Origin of the sequence: Mesorhizobium sp. M6A.T.Cr.TU.017.01.1.1 (genome assembly GCF_004023115.1) — a bacterium.
In the GTDB taxonomy this organism is placed as follows: Bacteria; Pseudomonadota; Alphaproteobacteria; order Rhizobiales; family Rhizobiaceae; genus Mesorhizobium; species Mesorhizobium mediterraneum.
This window is the reverse complement of sequence record NZ_RZTA01000230.1, coordinates 1-3,098: the sequence shown is the minus strand read 5'-3', so window position 1 is coordinate 3,098 and position 3,098 is coordinate 1. Positions and strand designations below refer to the sequence as shown.

The window sequence follows — 3,098 nt, the reverse complement described above, 5'->3', positions numbered from 1 at the left end:
AACGCTTGGTTGCCCGGAGGCTTGGAAGGGCATGACATTCAACTGGCGCTGGGACTTTACGTGGGAGATCCTGCCACAGTTGTTGTGGGCTACCCTCAACACGTTGATTGCGGCCGGGGTCGGGTATTCAATTGCTCTGGTCGGTGGCCTGCTGCTCGCCCTTGCGCCCCTCGACGACCGCCTTCAGGATTAAGATCCAGAGATTGTCTTCCGGCGCGGCTGAAGGCACCGGAGACACGAAAATGCCAGCTGAGGCTCAGGTCTCTCGCGTTGCGAAGATGCTCCCCGTGCCCTCCGCACCATTCCACCGATCTGCTCAGCCGTATTAAGTCATCCGTTTCGATGGTGCTCGTGCACGCAGGATCTCTGCGCTTGGGCGGGAAGTTTTGCAGTTGCAACGCCCAAGAGCTGCGTTCTTCGCAGAAAGGGGCACTTAAAATGGCCTATCATACCGGATGCAAGCGTTTCTTGCTCGAAGTGCAAAGGAAGAACGCCCATCGCCGCCGAGAGGCGCGCGTTCAACAGAACAAGAAAAGGGAACAAAATGGAACGCATAATCAAAATTTTTCTGAGCATTGGGCTCGTCGTCGTTGGTCTGACGGCGCCCGCTTACACAGGTGAGCTTGCTGATCGCGCGGCAAGCGGCAAGACAATTCGTCTCGGCTTTGCTTCCGAGCCGCCACAGGCATATCCTGGTGAGGGCAACAAGCCTCTGGGGTACGTAAATGCCATTGCCGAAGGGGTTCTTCGTTCAATGGGTTACACCAATATCGAGCCTGTGGTGACCGATTGGGGTGGGTTGATCCCGGGGCTGCAAGCCGGCCGGTTGGATTTAATTACAGGTGGCATGTATATCAATAAAAAGAGGTGCGACAACATAACATTCTCGGAGCCTGTTTCTAAAGAAACAGATGTCTTCATGGTGAAATCCGGAAATCCGGAACAAATCACTACGTACAAGGATTTGGTGACTAAGAATGCGACCATGGTGACTGGGGCAGGCTACGCTGGCATCGAGATCGCTAAGAAGCTGGGTGTGCCCGCATCGCAGATTATGGAGGTTCCGGGAGGTACCGAAATTCTTGCGGCGGTGATCGCTGGTCGAGCAGCCGCTGGAGTGACGTCTTATACAGTCGTCCAGGATATCGCCAAAAAATCTGGAGGGAAGGTGGAGGCCACCAATCCCGCCTTGATGCCGGAGGAATCGTCCGCTTGGATAGGTATTGGATTTAGGAATTCAGACAAAGATTTCGTGGCAAAATTCAATACCGAACTGAAGCGCTATCTCGGAACGCCTGAGATGATGAAGGCTGCGGCAGAAGATGGTTACGACGAGAAGGCGTTGCCAGGCGATACAACAACAGAATGGGTCTGCGCTCATCGCTGAAAACTTGTGTGCTAGAGGTGGGCGACTGCCTCTAGCACAGCCAATTTCATCAGCAGCCGCTCTGCGAAAAACCAGGGATGACATATCGGAAAGTACGAGTTGAATCCGGAAACGGATCGTACGCACGGAGAACTTTGAGATGCCTAGTGAGACTGCGTTCTACACCACTCACGTTGAGCCATCATATCCTGCTGTGGCAACTGAGACCGTCATCGGATTGATAACCCCGTCCAACGACGTCCTCACAGAGCTTGAATTGCGCAGAATGATGCATGATGACGGCATCAGTTTCTGTGCCGCCAGGATGAAGCATCACGAGCCCAGTACGGTCGATAACCTCTACCGCCATGTTGATGAGATCGCTAAGGTTGGCGAGCTATTCGACCCGCCAGGTGTCGTCAAAGTATTTGCCTACGCCTGCACATCGGGATCAGCCATCATCTCGCAGAAAAGGCTGGAAGAGGAGCTACAGACAACCCGACCCGGGGCCTCCTTAACCTCACCGATGACAGGAGCTTTGCGCGCCTTCGTCAGGCTCGAGGTGAAACGCATCGCCATGCTCACACCTTATATCGATCAGGTAGGCGCTGTCGTCACCGAGGCCCTCAGCAGGTCGGGTATTTCGGTCTGCGCGTCTGCTTCATTCCACTGCAAAAACGATTCCGACATCGCCGGACTTTCCCCGGAAAGTATCTTCGAGGCCTCTTGCTCGTTCGATTCCTCTGAGGCTGAAGCTCTTTTCATCCCATGCACCCTCCTTCGGACTTCAAGCATAATCGACCGCCTGGAGGCGCGCCTCGGCAAGCCAGTGATAACTGCAAACCAGGCTATGCTGTGGGACGCATTGAGGCTCGCGCAATATGGGAAGCCAGTAGCCGGCCATGGCCAGCTCCTGATGCTGTAATCTTCAAGGGTGCTAGATAAGTTCTCAAACTGCCAAACCCGCCCTTTTGAACCACCCCGGGCATTGCAACCGCGGCCAACTTGCCGTTCGAGGTTCGGCTCCAGAATAGCTGAGTCCGGCTCACAAACGGCCAATATTAATTAGGCCCGAGCCTCTGCAAGCCGCCCTAATGCTCTGCAGGCCCGAAACGCGCAAATGCGAAGGAGCCTCCCTAATGACTCAGCGAAAGCCTGCGCTTCTTTTGACCGGCTCGGATCGGATAATGGGTAAACTGGAGGACTTTGATGTCGAGCGCAGAAGTGATCAAGAATTTCATCGATGGGGAGTGGAGAGATTGTTCGTCTGGCAAACGGATCGAGGTTGATGACCCTTCAAACGGGGAGACGGTAGCGGTTATTGCAGAGGCAGGACCTGAAGAAGTAAATCTCGCCGTTGCTGCCGCCGATCGTGTCTTTCGCGACCGCGTTTTGATAGACATGCACCCGTACGACCGTGGGCGTATGCTTTTCCGCGTGGCGGACGCACTTGAGTCACGCAGCGACGAGGTCGCGATCATTAACTGCATAGAGACTGGGAAGGCGTTGGACCTTGCCCGTGGCGAGGTTCGGACCGCCGTCAGATACCTGCGGTACTACGCTGGCTTGGCGGACAAGCTCGAAGGTCGCTCTATTCCGCGGGGGGCGGATCTTGTTGACTATACGGTCAGAAGCCCCTTCGGAGTGTCAGCCCAGATCGTTCCTTGGAACGGCCCCCTCGAACTGACGGCCCGTTCACTAGCTTGCGCCATTGCAACTGGTAACTCAGTGG

3 protein-coding genes and 1 pseudogene are annotated in these 3,098 nt (G+C 55.2%); all 4 read left to right on the top strand.

Annotation, left to right across the window (positions count from 1 at the left end; genetic code table 11):
* A pseudogene (locus tag EOB36_RS33470) lies at positions 1-193 on the top strand (hypothetical protein); the annotation flags it as partial.
* Between the two features lie 351 nt (positions 194-544).
* Positions 545-1,387: a transporter substrate-binding domain-containing protein gene (locus EOB36_RS33465; RefSeq protein WP_128286568.1), complete on the top strand. Its 843-nt coding sequence runs from the start codon at positions 545-547 to the stop codon at positions 1,385-1,387.
* Between the two features lie 139 nt (positions 1,388-1,526).
* Positions 1,527-2,291 carry a hypothetical protein gene (locus tag EOB36_RS33460; protein ID WP_128286567.1) on the top strand — a complete coding sequence of 255 codons (765 nt, stop codon included), beginning with the start codon at positions 1,527-1,529 and terminating at the stop codon, positions 2,289-2,291.
* Positions 2,292-2,575: 284 nt separating this feature from the next.
* A partial coding sequence (locus tag EOB36_RS33455; RefSeq protein ID WP_128286566.1) for an aldehyde dehydrogenase family protein occupies positions 2,576-3,098 on the top strand: 523 nt, incomplete at its 3' end.